We start from the raw sequence: 23,085 nt of genomic DNA, 5'->3' as shown, positions 1-23,085 counted from the left end.
CGACTACCTCCCGGCCCGAGCCGCGGGGCGGCTCCGACGCGCTCGTGGTGTTCCCTGAGCTCCGGCGCCGCCGCCGTAGCCGTGGTGCTGGTACTGCCGTCTCCTGCGGTGCTTCGGTAGCGGGCGGTTCGCCCGTACCCGGACGCGGGATGCGCTGGCGGCGCCACCCGTGCCCGTGGTCCGTTCTCTTGGTGTGTTGAGCTCTTTCGCCGCCATCGCGGCCACGGCGCCCAGCGGACGCTCGTGGCTGATCTTGGCCGTGATCAATCTGGTGATCACAATTGTGGCGACGAAGGCCCAGGCGGTCGAGAAGAACCCGAAGCTCCAGCCCGCCCACCGTTCGACGGTGAGCACGAGCAGGAAGACCGGGATACCGACGAGCCACGCGACGTAGCGGGCTCTCCAGGGAAAAGTCGCTTTCGGCGGGCCGAGCCACACGGCGTCGACCCGGTAAACCTCGTCATCGGTCCGGATACGCAACGCGAGCCCTCAGCCTGTGAAGAGGCCGGCGATCCACTGGCCCACGTTGACTCCGGCGCCGCTCACCGCGAGGCCGATGATCGCCAGCGCGATCACGACACCGGCGAGTCGGCGCATGACACCCGCGTTGTCCCCTTTGCCACCGCCCAGCCACAGCAGGAGAAGCGCGACGGCCAGCAGCACCAGGGGGATGATGTTGTCGATCAGCCAGGTGCGGACGTTGCCGGTGCCGAGCTCTCCGCCCTGGGCCAGCGTGTCGAGGGTGGTCAAGGTCATCATCGCATTACTCCCGGTGCGCGGAGAGGGGGATCGCGCGGTTCTGGCTCGGTGGTGCTTCGAACATCATGGCGTCACGAGGCGTAGTGGTCAAAGCGCGCTCTGTAGATGTCGTTTTGTCTACAGTTCACAGAGCGAGGCACAGCACCACGACCATCCTCGGTCTCCATCATCGTTGCAAGGGTCGTCAGGATTAACCCCGGCCACCCGTATTTCGCAGTGTGCTGACGGCCTCACTCGGTTGCGAGGCAACTTGCTCACTGTGAGTACGGGTCGGCCGCGGCGATTTCGGCCTCGACCAGTGTGACATGACTCGTTCGGTGGCTTCTCCCGAGTCCGCTGGGTGAACACGCATTCGACAAAAAACATGAGTGCCGATCAAGCGAAAGTCACGCTTCCGTTACCCAAAGCGAAAACGGAGACCGCATTTTCACTACATAGCGTGATTATCGGCCCGTGGAGAACACATTCGCGGGAAAAGCGCCCGCTTCGACGGCCTGGCGGCTCAAAGGTCCGCACAGCTCGTGAAGCCGCTTCGTCTTCTCCTCACCGAGGTGCTCCCAAGGCCCCGTCGACGCCGCGTTCGTGGCGACTTCGAGCCGTTCGCGAAGATCGTTCCCGGCCTCGGTCAGGCCGCCCTGGTCGTCCAGGATGCCCTGTTCGCGGAGCTTGACCGCCGCGCCGTCCCACTGCTCGTCGCTCCAGCCCCGGGACTGCTTGGCCGCGGCGGGCAGGAACCCCTTGCCGGTGGCGGTGTGCGTGACCAAGGCGGCGAGCCCGTCGAGCCCGTTCGCGACGAGCGCGGCGATGTGGGCGTCGCCGCGGTGCTCACGCAGGAGGGTGATGGCGTGCCAGAGGACGAGATGCGGCTCGCTCGGCCAGCCGAGACCCGCGTGCCCGGCGTAGAGGGGGCGGCCGTCGACCTGGCAACCGCCGGTCGCCTCGCGGGCGAGCTCCGCGGCTTCGGCGACCTCTTCGGAACCGAGCGTCTCCTTGCCGAGCAGCCGGGTCAGCGTCGCGTCGACGGCTTCGAACCGGGCCTCGATGATCTTTTCGGGCGTGGCGAGCGTCCACGCGCGCGGGATGTGGCGGGCGACGAGTTCGGGGTTGAAGTTGTAGAAGGTCGCCGCGACGACGGCAGGTCCCACCGCGCCCATCGGCGCCGCGCGGCCCGCGAAGTACGTCATGCGCCCTGGACGGAGACCCACGCCGGTGAGCGCGGCTTCCGTCTCGGGCGCGAAGTAGGTAAGGGAATGCAGTACATCGAACGTCCCGCGGAACCGTCCCGTGACGCGACTCGCTTCACCCATGAGGGGAGACTACCGACAAGTAGCGACGGGCGCAGCGTCCGAAGGGGCGGCGGTGGGAGCAAGGGACCTTTGCTATCACTTCCGCAGGTCGGGCGCCTGTTTTCGGCTGGGCTGGTGGCCCTCGCGCCCACCGCGGCCGGCCGGCTCACCGCAGCCGAGGCCCATGAAGGCCTCCTTCCCCCCTCCCAGGGTAGGTAAGTAGCCCTTCACGACCCACCGCTCATCCCTCGAGTACATGAAGGCCCCCTTCATTGCGCCAGGCGCAATGAAGGGGGCCTTCATGTACTCGAGCATCGCGCGCCACCGCAGCCGACGTTCCGTGAAGGCCTCCTTGAGGGACTCTGGGTCCCTCAAGGAGGCCTTCACGGAACGTCGGCCCTGAAAGAAGTACGGACGAGCCGGCGTGTAAGCCGGATCCTGTCCCCGCCCCGCCTTGCGGCGAAGCGAGTGGCGGCCATCCATCTAGGCCCGCCGTCGCCGGCGGGCTCGAGCGGCCTACCCGCAGGCTCGGGCGGGCAGCCCTCGATCGCCTGCGCAGGAGCCTCGCGGCTCCCTCTTGGCCTTGCTCCGGGTGGGGTTTACCTAGCCGTCCTGGTCACCCAGGACGCTGGTGGTCTCTTACACCACCGTTTCACCCTTACCCCCGCCCGCGAAGCGAACGGGGGCGGTCTGTTTTCTGTGGCACTGTCCCGCGGGTCGCCCCGGGTTGCCGTTAACAACCACCCTGCCCTGCGGAGTCCGGACTTTCCTCGAACCGGTTTCCCGGCTCGCGGCCGCCCCGCCGACTCGTCCGTCGGCGAATCCTACTGCACGGGTCCGGGCAGGCAGTTCAGGTTGCGCCGCCCGTCCGGCTCGACGACGAACCACAGGTGGTCGGTGCCCTGCCCGGTCCATTCGCCGGGCCGGGCGCCGGCGAACCGGTAGAGCGGCCGGCCCGCCAAGGTCACCTGCTCGGCGCCTTCGGGGCGTTTGATGGTGTCGACGAGCGCCGGGTCGATGCCGGTCACCGAGGGTGTGCCGCTGGTCGTGATGGGTGTCCAGACCACGGCGCAGTCGCCGAGGCAAGCCGACCGGGCCTTGTGCGGGTCGTCGCGGTCGTAGCGGAAGAGGACGGCGCCGGTCTCGTCGAGGACGGCCCGCCCCATCCGGGTCAGGTAGACGGCGGTGAGCCGCGTCCCGGCCGAGGTGCCGGGCGACGGCACCGGCGTTTCGGTGACCGGGGCCCGCGCCGTCCGGGCCGTGGGTTCAGCCGCCTGCCACCACATCGCGGCCCCCACGACGAGCGCCGCGATGACGACGAGCATGGTCAACCGCGATCCGCGCATCAGGCGTCTCCGTTTCTCCCGGGTGGCTGACGGGGTTCTGCTCCGCGATCTCGTTGGTCCAGTGGAGGACGGCGGACGGGCTGTCGAGGCCGACGACACCGACGAGACGCCCCTTGCGGACGAATCCGGTGACCGGCCGTTCACCGCCGACGGGTGAAGCGAGCGCGACGGTGTCGGTGCCGAGCTTCGGGATGCCGCCCGCCTGGATCCGCATGCCGTGCTGCTCGGACCAGAACCGTGGCACCGGCGCGAACGGACGCGCGGCCCGCGGGCCGGCGAGCAGGTTCTCCGCGGCCGCCCGGCCCATTTCGACGGCGTTGAGCCAGTGTTCGACCCGTCGCGGCGTCTCGTCGAACCGCAGGTTCGGCCACTGCGCGACGTCACCGGCGGCGACCATGTTGCCCATCCCGAGCACGTGGCAGGTCGGCGAGCAGACGACGCCGTCGTCGAGCGGCAGCTTCGAGCCGCGCAGCCAGGAGATCGACGGCACGGTCCCCACGGCCACGACGACACACGAGACGTCCAGGATCCAGCCGTCGGACGAGCGCAGCCGCAGGCCGTTCGCCGTGGTCTGCCAGTTGTCGATGGACGCGCCCAGCGCCAGCCGCACTCCGCGCGACCGGTGCAGCGCCGAGAGCTTCTGCCCGATGTGCTTGCCGACGACCTCGCCGAGCAGATGCGCCGACCGGCCGATGATGGTGACCTCGCGGCCGATCTCCCGCAGGCTCGCCGCGACCTCGCAGCCGATGAACCCGCTGCCCAGCACCGCGACGGGCCCGTGGTCGGCGGCGAGGTTGTCGCGCAGCTCCGCGGCGTCGGCCAGGGTCCTCACCACCACCACCCGCGGATGTCCGTGCGGCACACCGGAAAGCCGCCGCGGTTCGACGCCGCTGGCGATGACGAGCCCGTCGTAGGGCAGTTCCTCCGCCCCGGGCAGATGGACGATCTGGCGACCCGGCTGAAGATGGGTCGCCGGGGTGTTGAACCGCCATTCGGCGTCGATCTCGTCGGGCCGGGCGAGCAGCATTTCCGCCGGATGGGTGGCGCCGGTCAGCAGTTGCTTGGACAGCGCCGGCCGGTGGTACGGCAGCTCCGGCTCGTTGCCGACGATCACCAGTTCGCCGTCGAACCTCAGTTCTCGCAACCGTTCCGCGCACCGCAGGCCGGCCAGCCCGCCGCCGACCACGACGATCCGTTCGCTCATCGTTCCGCCCCCTGTAATCGGATAGCCCGCATCGGGCAGGCTCTGGCCGCGGCTTGTGCCAGCGGCACCTGTTTGGCCCCGGGTTTCCGGAGGTAGCGCAGCTGGCCGTCGCGTGTGAGCTGGAAGACCTGCGGCGCTTCGGCCTGACAGATGGCGTAGCGGTGGCATTTCCTGTCGTCGACGGAGATCCGGACCGGTTGTGCCCGGCCGGTGCCGCCTTCGAGGAGCCCCAGCCGCACCAGCGCCCCCGGCGGGAGCACCCGGAGCACGGAGAGCACGACGGCGGGGGTGAGCACGGTGAGCCCGCCGAGCCAGACGGTCGAGAGGTTCCCGTTCGCGGCCGCGCCGAGCCAGGAGTGGATCGCCAGCAGGCCGACCGCGAAGTAGCCGGCCTGATGGAACCGCTGCCCGCCGCGATCGGTCACGCCGCGGCGCACCGCGGCGGTGATCGAGACGGCGACGAACAGTTCCAGCCCGACGACACCCGCCGCGTGCCGCGCGACCCCGCCGCCGGCGAACGGGATCAGCAGCGCGAGCACTCCGAACGAATCGTCGTCGAGGAACAGATAGGACAGTCCGTGGACGAAACCGGTGGCGAGGCTGAACGTCGCCAACACGACGTGACCGCCGCGCAACGCCTCGTGGCCGGTGACGCGCCTGATCCAGCCGGTGGCGGTCAGCACCCCCCACACCAGCGTCAGGCACATCGTCACGTAGGCGAACCGGGCGGACAGGGCGGCGATCTCCCGCACGCCGCTGTCGTGCGGCGACGGTGCCGGGATCACCGCCAGGAGCGAGGCCGTCATGCTCGCCTGCCCGACGCGCCGAGAAACCGAACGAGCCCGAAGGTCGCCCCTCCGGCGATGCCCACCACGAGCAGGCCGAGCGCGACGTCGCCGCCGTCGAGGTCGCCGCCCGCGGGTACGACCATCAGCGAGGTGGTCTCGGCGATACCGGTGCTTTCGAGCAGGGTCATATGCCGCATGACCGTGTCGACGGCGGCCTGGGCGAACGACCGCATCGCGTCGTCGCGGGTGGCGGCCCGGACGTGGGAGGCGAGACCGAAGACGCTCCCGTGCGCGGCGCGGGCGCGGTTGACGTAGAGCCGGTCGAAGTCGGCACCGGCGGCGCCGGTGATCTCGTCGGTCCACGAGCGCTGTTCTTCGGTGGGCTCGACAGGCAGTTCGACGCGGAGCTTCGAAGCGAGCGCGCGGACCTGGGCGTCGAGGCGGTCGTGGTCGTCGGCGAGTTCGCGGCCGGCCTCCCGGACCCGCCGGTCGCTCCCGCGCTGTTCCGCTTGACGGCTCACCGGGCCTTCCCACAAACCGGCTTCGCGTACCCGGACGAGCAGCTCCCGATCATGGGAGTCGATTTCCGCGAAGGCATGGGCCGGCGTTCCCAGCCATATCACCATGCAACCGATCACCACTCCGAGAAGTCGATAGATCATTTCACCCGTCCCCGTCCGCGATATGCCTCACTGGGAGTACGGCGAACCGGAGCGGCCGGTTCGATCTTTGCGGTCGCACTCAGTGTGATGTGCATCACACGACACATTTAGAACCGTTTCCGGCCGACATACGTACCGGACGATTAATGGTAAATAGAGCACTACTGCACATGGCTCACGGCGATAGTCTGCGCTACGGTGTACGAACCTGTGAAATCCTCCACCGCTGGGGAGGTCTCGAACTTCATGGAAGCAGTGGGCAAAGAATGCCGGCTCGGCGGCGACGCTCGGTCGAGCGCGCTTTCCGACGAGCTGATTGCGTTGCTGTACAAGGATTTCCGGGAAACCCTGTTCAGCCAGGTGATGTACCTGACCGGCCATGATCAACAATGGACGGAGGACGTAGTCCAGGAGACTCTGATTCGCGCCTGGCAGCATTCCGACACGTTGAACCGTGAGCCGGGAATGCTGCGCGGCTGGCTGCTCACGGTCGCCAAGCGGATCGTGATCGACGGCTGGCGAAACCGGCGCGCGCGTCCGCAGGAGGTGGAGCTGGACAGTTCGGAAAGCGCCGAAATAGCGGATCGGACCGAGCAGTCGCTGTCCGCGCTCGTCATTTCCGAAGCGCTACGCTATCTGGACGGCAAATATCAGGCCGTCATCTACGAGACCTATCTGACCGGACATACGGTCCGGGAGGCGGCGGTGATATTGGGAATACCGGAGGGAACGGTCAAATCACGGCTGTACGCGGCTATGAGGACATTGCGACGGTCGTTAGGAGAGCTGGGTTCGCGATGACGAAGCGAAAGGTGAAACACACCGACGTGGCGGCGTACGCGCTCGGTGTGCTCGACCGAGCCGAGGCGCATGCCTTCGAAACACATCTGAAGGGCTGCGCGCGCTGCGGCCGCCAAGTCGCGGAATTCGCTTCGGTGGAAGACGCGTTGTCCAGGGCCGATCTGCGCTACCTGTCCCCCGTCGCTTCGCGGCGTTGCGGACGGCTGTCACTGATCGCGGCCAACCTCGTGGTGGTCTTCCTGGCGTGCGTCGTCGCCGCCCTGATGTCGTCGCAACGGTCGTCCCGCCGGCTTCGGCGGACCTCGTCGGATGCGCGCATCTCGACCCGTGCTCCCCTCGATGACCAGCGATTACTCCCGATACCGCTTACGTTCGAGTAGTCTGCCGCAACCCGACACGAAGGTCTCTACGGTGCATACCGAAGTAAATCCCGAGAGCCCCTTCGGCGGGCCTTCGGTACCGAAGCGCCGCGCCGCAGGGCTGCTGGGCCGCGAGAGCGAACTCGGCACGATCACCGGGCTGTTCCGGGCCGCCTTGGCCGGCCGGGCCGTCAGCGCGGTGGTGGTCGGCGAGTTCGGCATGGGCAAGTCGTCGATGCTCACCGCGGCCGGTGAGCTCGCGGAAGCGGCCGGGTTCACCGTCGCGATCGCCACCGCGTCCCGGTTGGAGACGCATCTCAGCGGCGGTGTCGGCCGCCAGCTGATCGACGGGCTCACCCACGCGCCCGCCGTCCCCGGATCACCGAGGCCGCGTGCCCCGCACGCCACCGAATCGCTGCCGGACCGCCGCCCCCGGACCGAACAGGAACAGACGGAGGCGCTCGACGCCTTCTTCCACGCCGTCCGGCACGCCGCCGAACAGGGCCCGGTCTTCCTCGGCATCGACAACATCCACCTCGCCGACCCGTGGTCGATGCGCTGTCTCGCCTACATCCGCCATCGCGTCGAGCAGCTGCCGGTGCTGGTCGTGCTGACCTCGCTGGTCGGCCACACGCAGACCGGCGAGGTCGCGCTGCTGGAGATGTCCGGCTGCACTCCGGCGACGATCCTGTTGCGCGGCCTCGGCGCCCGGCACGTCGCCGAGTTCCTTCGTGTCTCCCCCGGGCCGTTCGCCGAGGAGTGCCGCGAGATCACCGGCGGCAACCCGTTCCTGCTCGGTGCGCTGGGCCGCCGTCTGGTCCCCGGGATGGACCTGGGCACCGCGGGTTCGGCGATGATCGGCGAGGTGCTGCGCGTCCGCATGCACGAGTACACCGCCGCGCCGAAAATCCTCGAAGCCGTCGCGATCCTCGGCGAGGACGCGAGCTTCGATCTGCTGGCCCAGCTGGCCGGCGTCGACGAGAGCACCGCGCTGGAAGCCATCGACACGATGGTGCGCGTGCATCTGCTGAGCAACAGCCATCGCCCGGCGCTGACCTACCGGTTCGTCCGCAACTCGGTGCTCGCCGACATGCCGCTCACCACCAGGGCGGTCACCCAGGCCCGGGCGGCGCGGCTCCTGCAGGACGCGGGTGCCGCGCCGGAGCGGGTCGGCACGCATCTGCTGGAGGCGACCGCGATCAGGATCCCGTGGGCGGTCGACGTCCTCCGGCTCGCCGCACGGCATTCCGTGGTCGAGGGAGACCCGGAGCTGTCCGTCCGGTTCCTGTCGCGGGCGCTGGAGGAACGGCTCAGCGAACGCAAGCGGATGGCGATCCTGCTGCAGCTCGCGCACGCGGAATTCCACTGCGACCCGGATTCGGCACCGGCCAGGGTGCGCGAGGCCATCGATCACATCGACGACCGCGAAACCGCGGCCTTCGTCGCGACGGCCATGATCCTTTCGCTGTGCTGCGGGCCGGACGCGCGGCTGGCGATCAACTCCGCCGGCCAGTTCGCCGCGCGGCTCGACGCGGGCGGGCCCGACGCCGTCTGGCCGCTGCTGTGCATGACCTATCTCGCCGAGGCGGGCAGCAGGCTCGGTCCGCCGCCGGACTTCCGCGATTTCGAGCGGCAGTGGGCGCCGCTGAACGATCCCGCCGCGCAGCAGAGCCGTTCGGGGTTGCTCGCGCTCGACGCGGTGCGCAGCGGGAAGTCCGCGGCGAACGCCGTCCGCCATTTCGGGGAGGCGTTGTCCGGCGAGCAGCCGGAACTGTTCGAGCAGCCGTACTTCTTCACCCTCGCGACGGCCGCGCTCGCCGACGAGCCGGCGCTCACCGACAAGCTCTGCCAAGTGCTCGACACGAAGCGCCTGCCTTGGGATTTCCACGTGCCCAAAGGGGCCCTGGCCACCCTCGCCCGCGGGATCGCCCTGCAGGCGGGCGGCGACCTGGTGCGCGCGAGCGTCCACTTCGAATCGCTGGTGCGGCAGTTCGACGAACGCGGGGTCACCGGCCGGTGCCCGATCGCGGTGCTGTGCGCGGCGCGGTTGATCGAGGTCTCGGTCGACCTAGGCCGCCACGACGTCGCGACCGCGGTGCTGGGCAAGATCGATTTCGCGGCCACACAAGCACTTTTCACGCACAACTACCTGCTCTACGCGCGCGGCAGGCTCCGCGCGGCCACCGGTGAGCCCGAGCTCGGCTACGAAGACCTGCTCGGCTGCGGCCGCCGTCTCGAACACCACGGCATGCGCTTCCCCGGCTTCGCCCCCTGGCGCGCGCACGCCGCCCGCACCGCACTGGCGCTCGGGCGCACCGACGCGGCGGCCCGCCTCGCCGAGGAGGATCTCGACGCCGCTGGACGCTGGGGATCGCCGAGGATCCTCGGCGGCGCGCTCACCACCGCCGGTCTCGTCCGCGACAACGGTCTCGGCGAAGAAGGCGAACGCCTGCTCACCAAGGCCGTCGACGTCCTCGGCGGGTCGACCGCGAAACTGGCGCTGGCCGAGGCCCTGACCGAACTCGGCCTGCTCCAGGCCCGGCACGGGCAGGCCGAGAAGGCGATCGGCACGCTGCGGACGGCCACGCAGTCGAGCAAGCACTGCGGGGCGCGGCCGCTCGCGAGACGGGCAGCCGAGGCGTTGCGGGACGCGCGCGCCAGCCTCACGACGGCGAAGGACAACGAACACGGCCTCACCAAACAGGAGTACCGCGTCGCGCTGATGGCGTCACAAGGTCTCACCAACCGGGAGATCGCCGAAGCGCTGCACCTGACCCGCCGCACCGTCGAACTGCATTTGTCCGGGGCCTACCGGAAACTGGGGATCACCGGCCGCACCGAATTGGGTTCCGCGCTCGGCCGGTCCCAGCGCGTGGACGCCGATTGACGGTTTCGCCCGCGCGGCGGTTCACTCCGCGACATGCCGGGAATCGAATCCGAACCACTCAAATTCGCCTATTGGGTCCCCAATGTGAGCGGCGGTCTGGTCACCAGCGACATCGAGCAGCGCACCGACTGGGGATACGAGTACAACCGGGAACTCGCCGTCCTCGCGGAGAACAGCGGGTTCGAGTACGCGCTGAGCCAGGTCCGCTACACGGCCAGCTACGGCGCCGCCTACCAGCACGAATCGACCGGATTCAGCCTCGCGCTGCTGCTCGCGACGCAGCGGCTGAAGGTGATCGCGGCGGTCCATCCCGGACTGTGGCATCCCGGCGTGCTCGCGAAGTTCATCGCCAGCGCGGACGTGATCTCCGGCGGCCGCGCGGCGGTCAACGTGGTCAGCGGATGGTTCAAGGACGAATTCACGAACCTCGGCGAGCCGTGGCTCGAACACGACGAACGGTACCGTCGATCGGAAGAGTTCATCCGGGTGCTGAAGGAGCTCTGGACCAGCGACCACGCCGAATTCGCCGGTGATTTCTATCGGATCCACGATTTCGACATCAAACCCAAACCGGTCGGACGGCCGCATCCGGAGATCTTCCAGGGCGGCAACTCCACCGCCGCGCGGAAGCTCGCGGGCCGGGTCTCCGACTGGTACTTCAGCAACGGCAAGGACTACGACGGCTTCAGCGAGCAGGTCGCGGAAGTCCGCGGCTACGCGGCCAAGAACGACCACGCCGTCCGCTTCGGGCTCAACGGCTTCGTGATCGCGCGGGAGACCGAGAGCGAGGCGAAGGCCGTGCTGCGCGAGATCGTCGAGAAGGCGAACGCCGAGGCCGTCGAAGGCTTCCGCAGCGCGGTCAAGCAGGCGGGAAGCTCCACATCGGACAAGAAGGGGATGTGGGCCGACTCGGAGTTCCAGGATCTGGTGCAGTACAACGACGGTTTCCGCACCGGGCTGATCGGCACGCCGGAGCAGATCGCGGACCGGGCCATCGAGTACAAGAAGCGCGGGGCGAACCTGCTGCTGCTCGGTTTCCTGCACTACCTGGAGGACGTCGAGTACTTCGGGAAGCACGTGCTTCCGGTGATCCGGGAGAAGGAGGCCGCCCTCGACCGCGTTTAGTCCTCTAGTTGCGGTCGTTGCACGCGCAACGACCGCAACTAGAGGACTAAATGCGGTCGGTTACGGGAGGTAGACGGTCTGGCCGGGGTGCATGGTCGGGCCGCAGTCCTTGAGCGGGCCGCCGAAGCGCTCCTTCTCGACCTCCGGCATGGTCTTCGCGGCGTAGTCCTGGACGGCCTTCAGCTTCTCCGGGCTGGAGACGGCGTCCTTGCGCACGAAGTCGCCGTTCCGGAGGCCGCTGCCCGGGTACACGAAGATCGGCTCGTAGTCGCGGTCGATCCGCGGGTCGACGGTGATGCCGTTGCCCGCGGCCCACGGGCCCCACGAGTGGATGAAGGTCGGCTTGACCTTGTCGAACACGTAGTCGCGCAGCCCGGGCATGTCGCCGTTCTTGACGTAGTCCGCGACGTCCGCCTCGACCAGCCCGGCCATGTCGACCAGGTGCAGGCGGCTGGTCATCGACGAGCCGCCGAGGTCGGGCAGCAGCAGCGACGCCTGCTGGAGACCGAGGATGTCGGCCATGGTGTTGAAGCCGCGGCCGAAGCGGTCGGCGATGAGGCACGCGGGGACCGTCGGGACCTCTTGGAACTTCTTCGATGCCGACGCGAAGCCCATCCCCGAGGGGATCGCGGCCGCGACCAGCACGAGCACCACGACGGCGCGCAGCACCGCCCGCGAGCGGCGCATCAGTTCGCCGGCGGCCAGCGTTCCCGCCAGCACGCCGAGGATCCAGATCGGGGTCGCGAACCGGTGCTGCCCCATCCAGTCCGGGACCATCACGCCGTACGCGATGATTCCCAGCGCCAGCGGCACCAGCAACGCGATCAGGGCACGCCGCCATTCCGCGCGGACCAGCGCGTAACCGACGGTCAGCGCCAGCAGGATCGTCCCGGCTACACCGGCGTAACCGACCAGTTCGAACGGCTGCTTCAGCGCCGAAAGCCCGGGAAGGCCCTGCCCCTTGGCGATGGACGGGTTCGCCAGCAGCCTGCCGAACTCCGCGATCCGCCAGGCGAGGTACGCCCCGAACGGGATCGCGAACGCGACCACGGACACCACGACGAGTTTGACGCTCTGGCCCAGGAGCGGTTTCCGCAGCTGGAACAGGACGACGAGCGGGTACGCGCCGCCGTAGATCAGGCCTTCTGGCCGGGTCAGCGCGGCGAACGCGACCAGGACCCCGGACCAGATGGCGACCTTCGCGGTGAGAACGGTGTCCTTGCGCACGGCCACGAACAGCAGGGCGGCGAGCCAGGCGACGGCCATCCCGAACAGGGAGTTCTCCAGGCCGGAGATCGTCCAGATGACGAACGACGGGATCGCGGCCAGCGTCAGCCCGACGACCAGCGTCGCCAGCCAGGCGAAGCGCTCGAAGATCTGCTTCGCCATGAGGTGGCACGCGGCCAGCGTCCCGGCGGTGAACAGGAGCCCCAGCAGCTTCGGGAACAGGACGTAGTCGGGAAGGCCGAACAGCATGCCGCTGTCGAAGACGCCGACGAGCTTGCCGAGCACCAGCGCCACCAGCCACGTCGAGTTCGACCAGCCCTCGACCGACGGCTGCCCCTGCTGCAGCACCGGGCCGAGGCCGTCGGCGAAGCTGCGCGCATAGGAGAAGGTGATGGCCGCGTCGTCGACGATCCAGTGGCCGTAGAGGGTGGCGTGCCAGGCCAGCGCCGCCACCCCGGCGAGAATCGCCAGGTACGGCGCGACACGGGCGGCCAGGCCGCGACGGGCCGGCGTCCGGGCCGGGTCGGGCACGTCTTTTTCGGAAGCCTCGCTGAGTGCGCTCGCCGTCATGTCCCCGTCTTTGCCTTTTCGCTCACGTGCCGTCGCCCGAAACTGTAGCCAATACCCCATCGGCCGCTTCCGACGCGTCATATCCAGGCGTGATCCGCGCCACACCTTCCTGATCAGGAAAGATGCGAGATGTCGTTCACCAGCCGCACCGACGCGTTGCCGTCCGGATAGAACTCGACGATCGACAGCGACGCCAGATCCAGATGCAGGCGGAACAGCAGCGACGGCCCGGCGTCCAGGCCCATCCGCAGCAGCGCCTTGATCGGCGTGACATGGCTGACCAGCACGAGCGTCCGGCCGCCGTACTTCGCGATCAGTTCGTCACGGGCCTTGCGGACCCGGCGGTGCACGCCGTCGAAGCTCTCGCCGCCCGGCGCCGCGATCGAGGTGTCGGAAAGCCAGCTGGTCTGGAATTCGGGGTCGCGGTCCATCGCCTCTTTGAAGGTGAGGCCTTCCCAGTCGCCGAAATCGGTCTCGATCAGCCCGGGGTGCGTCTCGACCCGGCCGCCGAGCGCGTCCGCGATCGCCTGCGCGGTCTGCTGGGTGCGGATCAGCGGTGAGGCGATGATCGGCGCGGCCTCGCCGTCGACGACCAGGCCCTCCATCGCGCCGAGGCGTTTCGCGGCGGCGGCCGCCTGCTGCTTGCCGTGCTCGGTGAGGGGTACGTCGCCCCGGCCGGAGTACCGCTTCTCGACCGACATCGCTGTCTGGCCGTGGCGCACGAGGAGGAGCTTGGTCGGCGTCCCGGTCGCGCCGGTCCAGCCGACCGGGCTCACCCTGTCCTGCTTCACGGTCTTCTTCGGCGCTTCCGCCTGCTTCCCGGCGTCCATCGCTTCGTTCGCGAGGCCGTCCGCGTGGGAGTTCTCCGCGCGCGGGATCCACTCGTAGCGCACGCGCGAGAACCGCGCCGCCAGCTCCTTGGCCTCGGCGTTCAGCGGCTGCATCGACGGATGCTTGACCTTCCAGCGCCCGGACATCTGCTCCACCACGAGCTTCGAGTCCATCCGGACGTCCACTGTGGACGCTCCGAGCTCCGCGGCCGCGGCGAGCCCGGCGATCAGGCCGGAGTACTCGGCGACGTTGTTGGTCACGATGCCGACGTAGGCCTTGCGCTCGGCGAGCACCTCGCCGGTGGCCGCGTCCTTGACGACCGCGCCGTATCCGGCGGGGCCGGGGTTGCCCCGCGAACCGCCGTCGGCCTCGACGAGCACGTGGTCGGTCACAGGCCGGACTCCAGCGTGCGCACCAGGATGGCGCCGCAGTTCTCGCACTGGACGACGTTGTCCTCAGGGGCCGCCTTGATCTCGGCGATCTCGCGGCGGTCGATGTCGAGCTGGCACGCGCCGCAGCGTCGGGCCCGCAGCAGCGCCGCGCCGATGCCCTTCTGCGCGCGGACCCGCTCGTACAGCTTCAGCAGGCCTTCCGGGAAACGCGGCAGGAGCTTGGCGCGGTCTTCGTCGCGGCGTGCCTTCGTGGTGTCGAGGTCGGTGAAGTGCTCGTCGCGGCGGCTGACGGCTTCGGCGACCTCGTTCTCGGCCTTCGCGACCTCGGCGCTGGTGCGCTGGGCGTCGAGTTCGAGCGCCTCGCGGCGTTCCATCAGTTCGAGTAGGTCGTCTTCCAGCGCGGACTGGCGCCGGTTGAGGCTGTTCAGCTCGTGCTCGATGTCGGTCATCTGCTTGGCCGCGACGGACCCGGATTCGAGGAGCTTGCGGTCGCGGTCGCCGCGGGCGCGCACCGACTCGATCTCCTTCTCCTGGCGCGCGATCTCGCGGTCGAGGTCGGACGCCGCGGTCTGGACCGAGACCAGCGCGTCACGTCGCTCGCGCACCGTCTTCTCGCCCGCGTCGATCTCGGCGATCTCCGGCAGGGTGCGGCGACGGTGGGCGGTACGCGAAAGTTCCGCGTCCACCTTCGCGAGTTCGAGCAGCTGGCGCTGGACGGCGGGATCGGCCTTCACGGTGCTCCTTGGATTGTCAGTGCTCGGTTCGGGTGGCCCGTAGCGTCCACGGGTCGGTGCACCTCGTGGAGACGTGAACGTCGACGTTACCCGCAAACGCGGCGCGGACGACGGCCGAGGCTTGCTCGCACCACGGCCATTCGCTCGCCCAGTGCGTGACGCCGACCAGGGCGGGGACTTCGGTGATCTCGGCGAGATGCTCGCCGGCGGGATGATGCCGGAGATCGGCCGTGACATACGCGTCGACACCGGCGGCGGTGGCCCGCTTGAGATAGCTGTCGCCGGAACCGCCGGAGACGGCGACCCGGTGGATCGGACGGCCGGGATCGCCCGCGCCGTAGACGCCGGGCTCCGTGCGCGGCAAAGCGTTCGCGACGCGTTCGACGAACGCGGAGAACGGCTCGGGCTCGGGCAGCTCGCCGATACGCCCGATACCGGTGACGCCGTCTTCGCGGGGGTCGAGCGGACCGAGGACGGTCAGTCCGATGGCTTCGGCGAGCGCGTCGGAGACGCCGGGCGACGCGGAATCGGCGTTGGTGTGCGCGCAGTAGAGGGCGACGCCGGCGCGGATGAGGCGGTGCACGAGGCGGCCCTTGGTGCTGTCGGCCGGGACACCGTGGACGCCGCGCAACAACAGCGGGTGGTGCGCGACGATCAGCTGCGCGCCCCCGGCGATCGCCTCGTCGACGGTCTCGTCGACCGGGTCGACGCAGAACAGGACCTTGTCCACCTGCTCGGCCGGGTCGCCGCAGACGAGCCCGACGGCGTCCCACGATTCGGCGAGTTCGGGCGGGTACGCCTGTTCCAGGGCGGCGATGACTTCGGCTAGCACGGGCACCGGGGGATTTTCGCATGTAGCGTTTCCGGGCATGCGACTTCGGGTGCTGTGTGCCGCTTCGCTGCTCTTCGTGACGTTCCCCGCGCCGGCGTCGGCGTCTCCGGGCTTCTGGGAACTGACCGACCTTTCCGCTCAGCGCGTGCAGATCGCCGACAAGGTCGCGGCCGCGAAGTTCGGCACGCCGTCGCCGATCGACGATCCGGTGCGCGAACAGCAGATCCTCGACTCGGTGGCCGGTCTCGGTCCCGACTCGTCCGTCGCGGTGCGGTTCTTTCGCGACCAGATCGAGGCGAACAAGGTCGTCCAGCGCGGCCTGTACGCGAGGTGGACCGAGCATCCCGGCACGCGGCCGCCCGGACGGCCGGATCTGGGGACCGAGGTGCGACCGGTGATCGACCGGCTGAACGCGGGCCTGCTCACCGAACTCGCGTCGACGCGGGACGCGCGGGCGCGGCGTTCGTGCGACGCGCGGCTCGCGGTCACGGTGCGGCTGGTCGCCACGCGGCGGGGGCTGGACCGGCTGCACTCGGGGGCGCTTTCGGAGTCGGTGCGGTCTGCCTGTGTGCGGCGCTGACCTGCGGAAAGGGAGCAAGGGACCTTTGCTACCGCGTGGGCTCCCGTGTGTTGCGAAAGCCACTTTCGCAACGTTGAAGGTTGCGAAAGTGGCTTTCGCAACGTCCAGGGCGGACCTCACGCGGGCGGGTGTGTGGATTCAGGGACGTTGAGTGTCCCTATTTCCACACACCACCTACTGCGCGTAGTGATTGTGTGGATTTTGGTGCGCTGAGTGACCCGAAATCCACACAGTGCCCGCCGGAGGGGAGCAAGGGACCTTTGCTACCGCTCCGCGGCTCAGTCCAGCGCCTTCGCGTCCTTGCTGATCGCCCAGCGGCCGGCGGCGCGCACGACGCGGCCCGTCCACAGCATCGCCCGATAGGCCTTCGTCGCCTGATCGGGCACGTCGGGCCGGATGACCTCGTAGGGCGCGACGGACGCGCTCGACCGGAGGTGCAAGGGCATCCTGGTCATCGCCTCTTTCGGCGATCTCGCCTGGACGAAGTGGTGCTCCGACAGGATCCGCCCGACCTCGTAGGGGTGCGGAAGCTTGACGGTGATGCGGTACCAGCGGAGCCCGGTTGCCGGCGACTCGACGCTGGGTGTTGGTGCGCTCATACGCGACCTTCCTGCGTGTTTCTCTCCAGGAGGTCTACTCCCGCTTCGTCCCGGCTTTCCAGTTCGGCGCGCCCGGTAGCCGTTCGGAGCCGGTGAGCGGTCGATCTCCGGCGGCCATCACACTGATCAGGTGCTGCACATCGTCTTCGTCTGTTCCGGCAACATCTGCCGTTCCCCGATGGCCGAGCTCGTCTTCCGCGCCAAGGCCGAGGAAGCGGGTCTCGATCACCTCGTCCAGGTGTCCAGTGCCGGAACCGGCGGCTGGCACGTGGGCGAGGCCGCCGACAAGCGGGCCCGCGCGAAGCTGGCCGAACACGGTTACCCGACCGGTCACGTCGCGGCCGAGGTCGACCGCGGGCATCTGGCCGCCGACCTGGTGCTCGCGGCGGACGAGAGTCACCTGTCGTTCCTCCGGCGCAAGGTGGCGGACCCGGCGAAGGTCCGCCTGCTGCGGGAATTCGATCCGTCCGCGCCCGAGGGCGCCGAGGTCCCGGACCCGTACTACGGCGAGGACGACGGTTTCGAGGACGTCCTCGGCATGATCGAGCGGGCCGTTCCCGGCCTGCTCGACTGGGTGCGCGCACACGCCTGAGGCCGACCGCTTACCGTGGTGGGGTGCGGTTGAAGTTCCTGCTGAAGCCCGGGTGGCTGGCGTTGACGTTGGTGGTGTTCACCTTCGCCATCACTTGCTTCACCCTGCTGGCGCCGTGGCAGTTCTCCCGCAACACCGAACGCGAACACCAGAACGCGGCGCTGCGGGAGTCGTTCACCGGCCAGCCGCGGTCGCTGGACCAGCTGCTTCCCAACGGGGCCGCCCCTGATCAGCGCACCGAATGGCATCTGGTCGCGATGAAGGGGACGTACCTTCCCGAGGGCGAGGTCGTGGCCCGTCTGCGCTCCGTACAGGGCGAAGCGGCCTACGAGGTCCTGACGCCGTTCCGGACCGTCGAGGGCACGGTCGTCCTGGTGGACCGCGGATACGTCCGGCTCGACGACAAGTCGCGCGCGCTCCCCTTCGCCCCGCCTCCCGCCGGAACGGTCGACATCGTCACGCGGGCCCGTCACGACGAGAAGGACGGGAAGAACCGCGACGCCTTCGCCGACGAGTCGACCGGCGGGAAGCTTCAGAGCTACGTCGTCGACTCCCAGGTCGTCGCGCGGGCGGCGAAGCTGGACATCCGTCCGGGCTACTTCCAGCTCGACGTGAACCAGCCCGGCGTGCTGGGCGCGCTGCCGCTGCCGCAGACCGACGCCGGGCCGTTCTTCTCCTACGCGCTCCAGTGGATCGCGTTCGGGGCGATGGCGTTGATGGGCTGGCTGTATTTCACCGTCCGCGAGCTGAAGCCGGGCGGTGCGCTGGCCACGGAACGGCCTCAGCGGCGCAAGAGTGTCGCGGAGATGCTGGCCGAGGACGAACGCTCCGAAGTGGCCACCTGAACTGGCTCGAAAATGGCCCTTTCGTAGGTCCAGTCTGGCGTGTTCCTCTTCGCTCATGTTGATTCACCCGTGGGACGCCGCCCACGACGACGCCGAGTGGCAGGCGTGGCTCTCCGCACACGACTTCGGCCAGCTGATCGCCGGGGGCACCGGCCGCGACCTGCCGATAGTCAATCCGGTGCCTTTCGCGTACGACGGCGACCGAACGGTCTGGCTGCACCTCGCGCGCCCCAACCCGGTCTGGCCGTTGCTGGAGGAACACCCCCGCGCCCTGCTGTCGGTGATCGACGATCACACCTACATCCGGTCGGATTGGAACACGCCGGCCGACCCGCCGCACGGGGTGCCGACGTCGTACTACGCGTCGGTCCAGCTCGAGTGCGACGTCCGGCTGATCGACGACGCCGCGGAGAAGGCCGCGCTCCTCGACCGGCAGCTCGCGCACTTCGAGCCTGGCTCGGGCCGCTTGGGGGTGAGCGCCACCGAGGCGCCGGACAAGCGGATTCTTCCCGGTATCCGCGGCGTCGAGCTGACCGTGACCGGGGTGCGGGCGAAGTTCAAGTTCGGCGGGAACAAGCAGCCGGCCGACCGGTCACGGATCGACGCGGAGCTCGCGCGGCGCGACGGCCCGATGGACGCTCGGGCGCGGGCGCAGCTGGCTCGGCGGGAGCGGTAGCAAAGGTCCCTTGCTCCCCCTCGAACGGTCGCCGTGGGGTTTTCGGTCACCCAGCGCACCGAAATCCATCCAGGCACTACGCGGAGTAAGGGGTGTGCGGGAATGGGGACGCTCAACGTCCCTATTTCCACACACCCCCCACGCGGCGGTAGCAAAGGTCCCTTGGTCCCTGTGGGCGGGCACTGTGTGGATTTCGGGTCACCCAACGCACCAAATCCCACACACCCCCACGCGGTAGCAAAGGTCCCCTGCTCTCTTTCCGCAGGTCAGCGCCGCCGTCGCCAAAACCCGACGACACCAGCCAGCACCACCGAACTGAGCGCGCCCAGCCACCCGACCACCCGCGAGAGTTCCACGGCCCGCGTCACGTGCCCGGCGTCCGGGTTGCGGCCGATGCCGAGCACCGGCAGTTCCTCGACCCCGTGCGGGTACACCGTCCGCCCGCCGACCCGGATCTCCAGTGCCCCGGCGAACGCGGCCTCGACGCGACCGGCGTTCGGGCTCGGGTGCGCGGTGGTGTCGCGCCGCCACGCCCGCCACGCACCGCCCGCCGAGCCGCCGACGACGGGGGCCGCGAGCACGGTCAGCCCGGCCGCGATTCGCGTCGGCACCAGATGGACGACCTCGTCCAGCCGGGCGACGAACCACCGGTACCGCTCGGAGCGACCGCGCCCGAGGCCGCGCAGCAGGCTGATCGCGCGCGAGCCGAGCAGGCCGGGGACACCGGCCAGCGCTCCCCACACCAGCGGCGCGATGACGACGTCGGCGGTGTTCTCGGCGAGCGTCTCCACCGAAGCGCGCGAGAGGCCGATGACGCCGAGTTCGTCGGCGACGCGGGGGTCCAGTGTGGACAGTGTGCCGCGGGCGGTCTCGAGTTCGCCTTCTTCGAGGTCCCTGGCCAGTGACGTGCCGTGCGCGGCCAGCCCGGCGGCACCGAGGACGGCCCAGGTGGTCACCGCGGTCGTGGTCGCCTGAAGGACGGGACTCCGCCGTCCGGCGCGTTCGGCGAGCACACCCGCCAGCACGGCGGAACCCGCGAGTCCGCCGGTCCACAGGACTCCGGCCACCGGATGCTTCGACCGTACCTTCGCGTCCACCGCCGAAGCCGCCCTGGCGAACGCCGTCACCGGACGCCGTGACCGGGGGTCCCCGATCGCCCCGTCCGCGGCCACCCCCAACACCAAGCCGATCGCGCGCGCCGCGCTCACCGTCGCCCCCCGCATGCAGTATCCCTCGAAGACCTGCAGAGATTACTCGAAGATCATCCGTCCAGGAGGACGGCCATCTCGTCACGCGCCTGGATGACGATGTCGCGCATCGCGCGTTCGGCCCGGTCGGCGTCACCGGCGTCGACGGCCGCCGCGACCTCGACGTGCAGGGCGACGGCTTCGGGTTGCGGCTCCTCCGGCATCAGCCCGTGCCCGGTGCGCCCGGCGAGCACTTCGGCGACGACCGCCGAAAGCTGCGCGAACATCGGATTCCGCGACGCGGACAGCAGCAGATCGTGGAACGCGACGTCGTGTCCCAGGAAGATTTCGAGGTCCCGCCGGCGCGCCGTCTCCTCCAGCCTCTTCGCCAAGGCTCGCAGACGGCCGCCTTCCTCCGGTGTCGCCCGCAGCGCGGCATACCGGGCGGCGCACGGTTCGACGCCGGAACGCAGTTCGGTCAGGGTTCGCAGCGCGGTCTTCCGCTCGGCGCCGTCGAGTTGCCAGCGGAGCAGTCTCGGGTCGTAATGGTTCCAGTCACGCGGCTCGCGCACGATCACCCCGACCCGGCGCTTGCTGCTGGTCAGGCACATCGTTTCGAGTACGCGCACCACCTCGCGCGCCACCGTGCGGGACGCGCCGAACCGTTCTTGGAGCTCCTCCGAGCGCAGGACGGAGCCCGGCGGGAGCTCCCCGTTCGCGATCGCGGAGCCGAGCGCGTCGAGCATTTCGGCATGCCTGTCGTTGCCCACCAGGCGACTCTAACCTTCTGACTCGATTAAGTAGTACTTGATGTTGCTTAAGTAGTACTTTTGAGCTGTACTCGTCCCGGCTACAACGACGTGGGAGGTACGGATGACCGTCATCGTGGTGATGGGCGTTTCCGGCTCGGGCAAGACGACCGTGGGCACGGCACTCGCCGAACGCCTCGGCGTCGACTACGCCGAAGCGGACACGTTCCATCCGAAGGCGAACATCGACAAGATGAGCTCCGGCCACCCGCTGAACGACGAGGACCGGCAGCCCTGGCTCCAGGCCATCGCCACCTGGATCTCCGACCACCAGTCCTCCGGCGGCGTCGTGACGTCCTCCGCGCTCAAGTACCGCTACCGCGACATCCTGCGCGGCGGCGGCGACGTCTGGTTCCTGCACCTGCACGGTGACCGCGACCTGCTCACCGACCGGATGAAGACCCGCTCCGGCCATTTCATGCCGGTGTCCCTTTTGGACTCCCAGCTCGCCGACCTCGAACCGTTGCAGCCGGACGAATTCGGCCTCGTCGCCGACATCGCGAAGAAGCCGGAAGAAATCGTCGCCACCGCCCTTTCCGCTTTCAAGGACCGCCGATGACCACCACCCTCGCCGCCGCCTGGACCGGACACGACACCCGCCTCATCGGCGCGACGGTGCTCGCCATCGCCGTGATCGTCGTCCTGATCACCAAGGCGAAGCAGCATCCGTTCCTGGCCCTGATCCTCGGCTCCGGCGTGCTCGGGCTCGTCGGCGGTATGCCGGTGGACAAGCTGATCAAAAGCTTCAGCTCCGGCGTCGGCTCCACCGTCGCCTCGGTCGGCGTGCTGATCGCGCTCGGCGCGATGCTCGGCAAACTGCTCGCCGACTCCGGCGGCGCGGACCAGATCGTCGACACCATCCTGCGCCGCGCGGGCGACCGCGCCCTGCCGTGGGCGATGGCACTGGTCGCCGCGCTGATCGGGTTGCCGATGTTCTTCGAGATCGGCCTGGTCATGCTGATCCCGGTGATCCTGCTGGTCGCCAAGCGCACCGGGAAGCCGCTGCTGATGCTGGGAATCCCCGCGCTCGCCGGGCTTTCGGTGCTGCACGGTCTCGTCCCGCCGCACCCCGGCCCGCTCGCCGCCGCGGGCGCGCTGAACGCGAACGTCGGCCTCACGCTGGCCTTCGGCCTGCTCGTCGCGATCCCGACGGTGATCATCGCCGGGCCGCTGTTCGGCAAGCTGGCCGCGAAGATGGTCCCCGACGCCGTCGCGCCGGAGCGCCTCATCCCGGAATCGTCCTCTTCGGACGGTCGGCGGCCCGGCTTCTTCGCGACGCTGTCCACCGTGCTGCTGCCCGTCGTGCTGATGATGGGCAAGGCGCTCGCCGACATCCTGCTGGAGAAGGAGAACCACGTCCGCCGCGTGCTCGACTTCATCGGCGACCCGCTGGTGGCGCTGCTCGCCGCGGTCCTGCTCGGCATGCTCACTCTGGGCAAGTCCGCGGGCTTCACGCGGGACAAGCTGTCGTCCACGCTGGCGGACTCGCTGCCACCGATCGCCGGCATCCTGCTCATCGTCGGCGCGGGCGGCGGGTTCAAGCAGACCCTGGTCGACGCCGGAGTCGGCAACGTCATCACCAGCCTCGCCACCGGCGCGAACCTGTCGCCGCTGCTGCTCGGCTGGCTGGTCGCGGTCGCGATCCGGCTCGCCACCGGCTCGGCGACGGTCGCGACCGTGTCCGCCGCCGGCATCGTGGCCCCGCTCGCCGCGACCATGGATCCGTCGCACAGCGCGCTGCTGGTGCTGGCGATCGGCGCCGGTTCACTGTTCTTCTCGCACGTCAACGACGCCGGGTTCTGGCTGGTCAAGGAGTACTTCGGGCTTTCGGTCGGGCAGACACTGAAGAGCTGGTCGATCATGGAGACGGTGATCTCGGTGGTCGCGATCGCGCTGATCCTGCCGCTCGGCGCCTTGTTGTAGCCGAAGTACGTGAAGGCCCCCTTCATTGCGCCTGGCGCAATGAAGGGGGCCTTCACGTACTTCAGGGGTTG

Annotated in this window: 24 protein-coding genes and 1 other RNA gene; 10 read left to right on the top strand and 15 right to left on the bottom strand. The window is 69.2% G+C overall.

What is annotated here, in order from left to right; translation table 11 throughout:
* Window positions 1-3: 3 nt before the first annotated feature.
* The 8 genes from ACOCEP_RS17170 to ACOCEP_RS17135 form a co-directional block, all read right to left on the bottom strand.
* Window positions 4-480 (bottom strand): hypothetical protein, encoded by a 477-nt coding sequence (locus tag ACOCEP_RS17170; RefSeq protein ID WP_076153445.1) that lies wholly within the window; start codon window positions 478-480, stop codon window positions 4-6.
* A 9-nt stretch (window positions 481-489) separates the two neighbouring features.
* Window positions 490-759, bottom strand: a complete 270-nt coding sequence (locus tag ACOCEP_RS17165) for a hypothetical protein (protein ID WP_125695577.1) — start codon at window positions 757-759, stop codon at window positions 490-492.
* 443 nt (window positions 760-1,202) lie between these two features.
* On the bottom strand, window positions 1,203-2,066 hold the full coding sequence (locus ACOCEP_RS17160) for an SCO6745 family protein (protein WP_482338368.1): 864 nt from the start codon (window positions 2,064-2,066) through the stop codon (window positions 1,203-1,205).
* 390 nt (window positions 2,067-2,456) lie between these two features.
* Window positions 2,457-2,855, bottom strand: an RNA gene (gene rnpB / locus ACOCEP_RS17155) — RNase P RNA component class A.
* A gap of 14 nt (window positions 2,856-2,869) precedes the next feature.
* Complete coding sequence (locus ACOCEP_RS17150) at window positions 2,870-3,391, bottom strand: COG4315 family predicted lipoprotein (RefSeq protein ID WP_482338366.1); 522 nt, start codon at window positions 3,389-3,391, stop codon at window positions 2,870-2,872.
* Window positions 3,312-4,595: an NAD(P)/FAD-dependent oxidoreductase gene (locus ACOCEP_RS17145; protein WP_482338364.1), complete on the bottom strand. Its 1,284-nt coding sequence runs from the start codon at window positions 4,593-4,595 to the stop codon at window positions 3,312-3,314. Before ACOCEP_RS17145 ends, ACOCEP_RS17150 begins: the two co-directional genes overlap by 80 nt.
* Window positions 4,592-5,401, bottom strand: a complete 810-nt coding sequence (locus ACOCEP_RS17140) for a ferredoxin (RefSeq protein WP_482338363.1) — start codon at window positions 5,399-5,401, stop codon at window positions 4,592-4,594. The genes ACOCEP_RS17145 and ACOCEP_RS17140 overlap by 4 nt, the downstream gene beginning before the upstream one ends.
* Complete coding sequence (locus ACOCEP_RS17135; protein ID WP_482338362.1) at window positions 5,398-6,045, bottom strand: DUF4142 domain-containing protein; 648 nt, start codon at window positions 6,043-6,045, stop codon at window positions 5,398-5,400. Before ACOCEP_RS17135 ends, ACOCEP_RS17140 begins: the two co-directional genes overlap by 4 nt.
* A 246-nt stretch (window positions 6,046-6,291) precedes the next feature.
* On the opposite strand from ACOCEP_RS17135, the gene ACOCEP_RS17130 reads away from it, so the two are divergent.
* From ACOCEP_RS17130 to sfnG, 4 genes are read left to right on the top strand one after another with little or no spacing between them, the layout of a single operon-like run.
* Window positions 6,292-6,846, top strand: coding sequence for a sigma-70 family RNA polymerase sigma factor (locus ACOCEP_RS17130; RefSeq protein WP_482339746.1), 555 nt, complete (start codon window positions 6,292-6,294; stop codon window positions 6,844-6,846).
* Window positions 6,843-7,226: a zf-HC2 domain-containing protein gene (locus ACOCEP_RS17125; protein ID WP_482338360.1), complete on the top strand. Its 384-nt coding sequence runs from the start codon at window positions 6,843-6,845 to the stop codon at window positions 7,224-7,226. The genes ACOCEP_RS17130 and ACOCEP_RS17125 overlap by 4 nt, the downstream gene beginning before the upstream one ends.
* A gap of 31 nt (window positions 7,227-7,257) precedes the next feature.
* On the top strand, window positions 7,258-10,092 hold the full coding sequence (locus ACOCEP_RS17120) for a helix-turn-helix transcriptional regulator (RefSeq protein ID WP_482338358.1): 2,835 nt from the start codon (window positions 7,258-7,260) through the stop codon (window positions 10,090-10,092).
* A gap of 33 nt (window positions 10,093-10,125) precedes the next feature.
* Window positions 10,126-11,217, top strand: coding sequence for a dimethylsulfone monooxygenase SfnG (gene sfnG / locus ACOCEP_RS17115; protein WP_482338356.1), 1,092 nt, complete (start codon window positions 10,126-10,128; stop codon window positions 11,215-11,217).
* Window positions 11,218-11,277: 60 nt separating this feature from the next.
* On the opposite strand, the gene ACOCEP_RS17110 is transcribed toward sfnG, so the two are convergent.
* From ACOCEP_RS17110 to ACOCEP_RS17095, 4 genes are all read right to left on the bottom strand, one after another.
* A complete protein-coding gene (locus ACOCEP_RS17110; RefSeq protein ID WP_482338354.1) occupies window positions 11,278-13,014 on the bottom strand; it encodes a hypothetical protein in 1,737 nt (578 codons plus the stop codon).
* A 113-nt stretch (window positions 13,015-13,127) separates the two neighbouring features.
* Window positions 13,128-14,237 (bottom strand): bifunctional RNase H/acid phosphatase, encoded by a 1,110-nt coding sequence (locus ACOCEP_RS17105; protein ID WP_482338352.1) that lies wholly within the window; start codon window positions 14,235-14,237, stop codon window positions 13,128-13,130.
* Complete coding sequence (locus ACOCEP_RS17100) at window positions 14,234-14,971, bottom strand: zinc ribbon domain-containing protein (protein ID WP_482338350.1); 738 nt, start codon at window positions 14,969-14,971, stop codon at window positions 14,234-14,236. Before ACOCEP_RS17100 ends, ACOCEP_RS17105 begins: the two co-directional genes overlap by 4 nt.
* A 16-nt stretch (window positions 14,972-14,987) precedes the next feature.
* A complete protein-coding gene (locus tag ACOCEP_RS17095) occupies window positions 14,988-15,809 on the bottom strand; it encodes a Nif3-like dinuclear metal center hexameric protein (RefSeq protein WP_482338348.1) in 822 nt (273 codons plus the stop codon).
* Window positions 15,810-15,840: 31 nt separating this feature from the next.
* Here ACOCEP_RS17095 and aroQ point away from each other — a divergent pair, with 31 nt between their 5' ends.
* Window positions 15,841-16,383, top strand: coding sequence for a gamma subclass chorismate mutase AroQ (gene aroQ / locus ACOCEP_RS17090; RefSeq protein ID WP_482338346.1), 543 nt, complete (start codon window positions 15,841-15,843; stop codon window positions 16,381-16,383).
* Window positions 16,384-16,661: 278 nt separating this feature from the next.
* On the opposite strand, the gene ACOCEP_RS17085 is transcribed toward aroQ, so the two are convergent.
* Window positions 16,662-16,982, bottom strand: a complete 321-nt coding sequence (locus ACOCEP_RS17085; RefSeq protein WP_482338344.1) for a hypothetical protein — start codon at window positions 16,980-16,982, stop codon at window positions 16,662-16,664.
* A 130-nt stretch (window positions 16,983-17,112) separates the two neighbouring features.
* Between ACOCEP_RS17085 and ACOCEP_RS17080 the strand changes: the two genes are divergently transcribed.
* The 3 genes from ACOCEP_RS17080 to ACOCEP_RS17070 are packed head-to-tail and all read left to right on the top strand — an operon-like array spanning window position 17,113 to window position 19,095.
* A complete protein-coding gene (locus ACOCEP_RS17080) occupies window positions 17,113-17,574 on the top strand; it encodes a low molecular weight protein-tyrosine-phosphatase (protein ID WP_482338342.1) in 462 nt (153 codons plus the stop codon).
* Between the two features lie 23 nt (window positions 17,575-17,597).
* The gene (locus ACOCEP_RS17075) at window positions 17,598-18,419 is read left to right on the top strand and encodes an SURF1 family cytochrome oxidase biogenesis protein (protein ID WP_482338340.1); all 822 of its coding nucleotides are present in this window, start codon (window positions 17,598-17,600) and stop codon (window positions 18,417-18,419) included.
* Between the two features lie 55 nt (window positions 18,420-18,474).
* A complete protein-coding gene (locus ACOCEP_RS17070; RefSeq protein ID WP_482338339.1) occupies window positions 18,475-19,095 on the top strand; it encodes an FMN-binding negative transcriptional regulator in 621 nt (206 codons plus the stop codon).
* A 266-nt stretch (window positions 19,096-19,361) separates the two neighbouring features.
* Here ACOCEP_RS17070 and ACOCEP_RS17065 read toward each other — a convergent pair whose 3' ends face one another.
* Entirely contained in the window at window positions 19,362-20,318 is a 957-nt protein-coding gene (locus tag ACOCEP_RS17065) for a cobalamin biosynthesis protein CobD/CbiB (protein ID WP_482338337.1), read from the bottom strand.
* A gap of 38 nt (window positions 20,319-20,356) precedes the next feature.
* Window positions 20,357-21,028 (bottom strand): FadR/GntR family transcriptional regulator, encoded by a 672-nt coding sequence (locus ACOCEP_RS17060; RefSeq protein ID WP_482339745.1) that lies wholly within the window; start codon window positions 21,026-21,028, stop codon window positions 20,357-20,359.
* A 127-nt stretch (window positions 21,029-21,155) separates the two neighbouring features.
* Between ACOCEP_RS17060 and ACOCEP_RS17055 the strand changes: the two genes are divergently transcribed.
* Both ACOCEP_RS17055 and ACOCEP_RS17050 read left to right on the top strand, forming a co-directional pair.
* Window positions 21,156-21,650 carry a gluconokinase gene (locus tag ACOCEP_RS17055; RefSeq protein ID WP_482338335.1) on the top strand — a complete coding sequence of 165 codons (495 nt, stop codon included), beginning with the start codon at window positions 21,156-21,158 and terminating at the stop codon, window positions 21,648-21,650.
* Window positions 21,647-23,014 (top strand): GntT/GntP/DsdX family permease, encoded by a 1,368-nt coding sequence (locus ACOCEP_RS17050; protein WP_126736553.1) that lies wholly within the window; start codon window positions 21,647-21,649, stop codon window positions 23,012-23,014. Before ACOCEP_RS17055 ends, ACOCEP_RS17050 begins: the two co-directional genes overlap by 4 nt.
* Window positions 23,015-23,085: the final 71 nt, after the last annotated feature.

This window comes from Amycolatopsis sp. CA-211722 (genome assembly GCF_056828465.1).
Note: the sequence above shows the minus strand (reverse complement) of the source record. Positions and strands in the feature narration are given on the sequence as shown.